4 protein-coding genes and 1 pseudogene are annotated in these 3,427 nt (G+C 68.6%); 3 read left to right on the top strand and 2 right to left on the bottom strand.

Going from position 1 to position 3,427, the window contains the following annotated elements; genetic code table 11:
* Window positions 1–310 (bottom strand): annotated as a pseudogene (locus NHG85_RS17495) (hypothetical protein); the annotation flags it as partial.
* Between the two features lie 114 nt (window positions 311–424).
* Between NHG85_RS17495 and NHG85_RS17490 the strand changes: the two are divergent.
* The 3 genes from NHG85_RS17490 to kce all read left to right on the top strand — a co-directional run bounded on the left by NHG85_RS17490 (window position 425) and on the right by kce (window position 2,989).
* Complete coding sequence (locus NHG85_RS17490) at window positions 425–883, top strand: Lrp/AsnC family transcriptional regulator (protein ID WP_253334840.1); 459 nt, start codon at window positions 425–427, stop codon at window positions 881–883.
* Between the two features lie 340 nt (window positions 884–1,223).
* On the top strand, window positions 1,224–2,000 hold the full coding sequence (locus NHG85_RS17485) for an SDR family oxidoreductase (protein ID WP_253334838.1): 777 nt from the start codon (window positions 1,224–1,226) through the stop codon (window positions 1,998–2,000).
* A 59-nt stretch (window positions 2,001–2,059) separates the two neighbouring features.
* Window positions 2,060–2,989, top strand: a complete 930-nt coding sequence (kce, locus tag NHG85_RS17480; RefSeq protein WP_253334836.1) for a 3,5-dioxohexanoate:acetyl-CoA acetone transferase — start codon at window positions 2,060–2,062, stop codon at window positions 2,987–2,989.
* Window positions 2,990–3,014: 25 nt separating this feature from the next.
* Here the strand turns inward: kce and NHG85_RS17475 are convergent.
* A partial coding sequence (locus tag NHG85_RS17475) for a hypothetical protein (RefSeq protein WP_370363053.1) occupies window positions 3,015–3,427 on the bottom strand: 413 nt, incomplete at its 5' end.

Raw genomic sequence — 3,427 nt, 5'->3', positions numbered from 1 at the left:
CCCCGCCCGCCGAGGCGAGAAAGAAGAACGGCAACCCGGCGCCGAAGGCGACCAGCGCCGCATCCATCGGCCGGACCCGGCGCAGCGCCCTGAGCCGCGACGGCAGCAGCGGCGCGAGCAGCAGCACCGGCAGGCCGAAGCGGATCAGCGCCACGTCAGCCGGGGCGAGGGTCGAGCCGCCGATCGCCCGGATCGACAGGGCGAAGCCAGCCCAGATCGTCACCGCCACCGCAATCGCAACATAGCCCCACAGCGTCGCCGCCTCCGGCAGCCGCCGGATCGGGGCGGGGATCGTGGTGCTGTCTGTCATCTCGTGCTCCTGCCGGTGTCAGCCGCACTTTGGCGCGGTGCCCGCGCAATCGGCTTGCTATCTCTGCGGCGACGGGGTGATAGATTGGCAGAATCTGCCAAGAGGATGCGCGAAATGGATGAAAAGGACCGGCAGATCATCGCCGCGCTGCAGGCGCATGGGCGGCTGACCAACCAGGAGTTGTCGCAGAAGGTGAACCTCTCGCCCTCGCCCTGCCTGCGGCGGCTGCGGATGCTCGAGGACGCCGGGATCATCCGGGGCTATGCCGCCATCGTCGACGAGACAGCCTACGGCCTGCCGATCACCGCCTTCGTGCGGGTCCGGCTGGAGCGGCACAGCGAGGCGGCGGTGGGGGAGTTCGAGCGCAAGGTGCGCGACATCGACGCGATCCTCGATTGCTACATGATGACCGGCGACGACGACTACCTACTAAGGGTGCTGGTCTCGAGCCTTCAGGATTACGAGGTCTTCGTGCGCCAGAGCCTGCACCAGATCGGCGGCATCGCCGCGATCGAGACCAGCTTCGCCTATGGCACGGTCAAGCGCCGGACGGTCTTTCCGCGGCTCGACTGACCGCGCGACCATGCCGGGCGCGGCCCGGTCCTGCCGACCCCGCGCCCTCCGGCGAAACCGGCCCTCTTCCGCGCAGCGCAAGCCGTGATCCCGGTGCGCTGGCCGCGCGGCTGACATTCGTCGAGAGGAAGGCCGGTTTCCTGCAGATTTCCCTATATTTATCCCCGGACCCGTGCATTCTGCAGCCGTGTTGCGTGAAAAAAGGGATCTCGGTTCAACCGATCGGACCGGGCGCGCAGGCGCAGACCGATATCGGGCCCCGCAAGATCGAAACAGGGAAGGCCCGCGATCTGGAGGGCCGTCTCGACACCGCGAAGGAAAGCTCTGGGAGGAGTTCGTCATGAAGACCGTGGACAGCCTGAGACCCGAAAGCGGCCTGCGGGTCATCGTCACCGCCGGGGCCTCGGGCATCGGCCGCTGCATCGGCGAGGCCTTTGCCAAGGCCGGGGCGCGGGTGCGGATCTGCGACATAGACGGCGCGGCGCTGGAGGAGGCCGATTTCGCCGAAGGCCGCAGCCTGTGCGACGTGCGCGATCACGCGGCGGTGGGCCGCTTCATCGCCGAGGCGGCGGCCGGAATGGGCGGCCTCGACGTGGTGATCAACAACGCCGGCATCGCCGGGCCGACGGCGGGGGTCGACGAGATAGACGCCGACGCCTGGCGGCAGACCATCGATGTCAATCTCAACGGCCAGTACCACGTCGCCCATCACGCGACCGCGCATCTGCGCCAAAGCCGCGGCGTGATGATCAACCTCGCCTCCGTGGCGGGGCGGCTCGCCTTCGCCTACCGCACGCCCTATGCGGCGAGCAAATGGGCCGTGGTCGGCCTGACCAAGAGCCTCGCCGCCGAGCTGGGCCCCGAGGGGGTGCGCGTCAACGCGATCCTGCCGGGCATCGTGCGCGGCAGGCGGATCGAGGGGGTAATCCGCGATCGCGCCGCGGCGCTCGGCATTCCCTATGAGGAGATGGAGCGGCGCAATCTCGAAAAGATCTCGCTGCGGCGGATGGTGGACCCCGAGGAGATCGCGGCGGCGGCGCTGTTTCTCTGCGCGCCGGGCGGGCGCAGCATCACCGGCCAGGCGATCAGCGTCTGCGGCAATGTGGAGGCGCTCTAGCCCATGCCCCGAACCACAACCGTTCAGGCGCGGAAGCGAGAGGCTTGAGGGAGGACAACATGCCCACGAAGAAGGTCATCATCACCTGCGCCGTCACCGGCGCGATCCATACCCCGTCGATGTCGAAGCACCTGCCGGTGACGCCCGAGGAGATCATCGAAGCCTCGGTCGCGGCGGCGCGGGCCGGCGCCTCGGTGCTGCACCTGCACGCGCGCGACCCCGAGACCGGCCGTCCGACACAGGATCCGCGCGCCTTCGAGCCCTTCCTGTCGCGGATCAAGCAGGCCACGGGTGCTGTGATCAACATCACCACCGGCGGCAGCCCGCACATGACCGTGGAAGAGCGCATGCAGCCAGCGTTGACCTTCCAGCCGGAGCTGGCCTCGCTCAACATGGGGTCGATGAACTTCGGCCTCTACCCGATGCTCGACCGGTTCAAGGAGTTCGCCCATGACTGGGAGCGGCAGCATCTCGAGAACAGCCGCGACCTGGTGTTCAAGAACACCTTCAGCGACATCGAGACCATCCTGAAGCTGGGCAACGACAATGGCACGCGCTTCGAGTTCGAGTGCTATGACATCAGCCACCTCTACAACCTGAAGCACTTCGTTGATCGCGACCTGGCGCGGGGGCCGCTTTTCGTGCAGAGCGTCTTCGGCCTGCTCGGAGGGATCGGTCCGCATCCCGAGGATGTGCTGCACATGCGGCGCACCGCCGACCGGCTGTTCGGAGAGGACTACCGCTGGTCGGTGCTCGGAGCGGGGGCGAACCAGATGCGGATCGCCGCGCAGGCGGCGGCGCTGGGGGGCAATCTGCGTGTGGGGCTCGAAGACTCGCTCTGGATCGGACCGAAGGTGCTGGCGGACTCCAACGCGCAGCAGGTGAAGAAGGCCCGAGACCTGCTGGAGAGCCTGTCGCTGGAGCCGGCGACGCCCGACGAGGCGCGCGAGATGCTGCAGCTCAAGGGGGCCGACCGCGTCGCCTTCTGAATGCAGGCCACGCGACGTTCCGGCGCTACCTGTCGCCCCGTTTCGGCGCGCGCTTCGTGTCGATCAGCAGCGCCTTTGTCCGGTCGAGCGCCCCGTCGAGTTCGGCGAAGGCGCGCTCCATCGCCTGCAGCGCCGCCTCTCTTTGCTCCTGGCTCCGGGGCCGGGTGGTATCGTGCAGCCCGGCCGGGGGGATGACCTTGTGCCTTTGCAAGCCGCTGCGCCGGGGCGGCCGTGCGGCGAGACGCGCGCCGATCCCCGGCACGGCCCAGATCCGCGCGGTCCGGCGGTGTGTGATCTCCCGCAGGAGGCCGAGATCCGTCAGCTCGTCGAGCAGGGTCAGCGCGGTGCGGATCGATACGCCGATCGTTTCGGCCAGCAGTGCCGAGCTGAGCACCGGCGCGGTGCCGAAGGCCTGGACCGCGTCGGCCATGCGCGAGC

Source organism: Limimaricola litoreus, assembly GCF_024159025.1.
GTDB lineage: Bacteria > Pseudomonadota > Alphaproteobacteria > Rhodobacterales > Rhodobacteraceae > Limimaricola > Limimaricola litoreus.
The sequence above is the reverse complement of the archived record's forward strand: the minus strand, read 5'-3'. Positions and strand labels throughout refer to the sequence as shown.

What these genes read in the sequence shown, in the direction of transcription:
- NHG85_RS17490 (WP_253334840.1), top strand. Translation starts at nt 425, where the DNA reads ATGGATGAAAAGGACCGGCAGATCATCGCCGCGCTGCAGGCGCATGGG.
- NHG85_RS17485 (WP_253334838.1), top strand. Translation starts at nt 1,224, where the DNA reads ATGAAGACCGTGGACAGCCTGAGACCCGAAAGCGGCCTGCGGGTCATC.
- kce (WP_253334836.1), top strand. Translation starts at nt 2,060, where the DNA reads ATGCCCACGAAGAAGGTCATCATCACCTGCGCCGTCACCGGCGCGATC.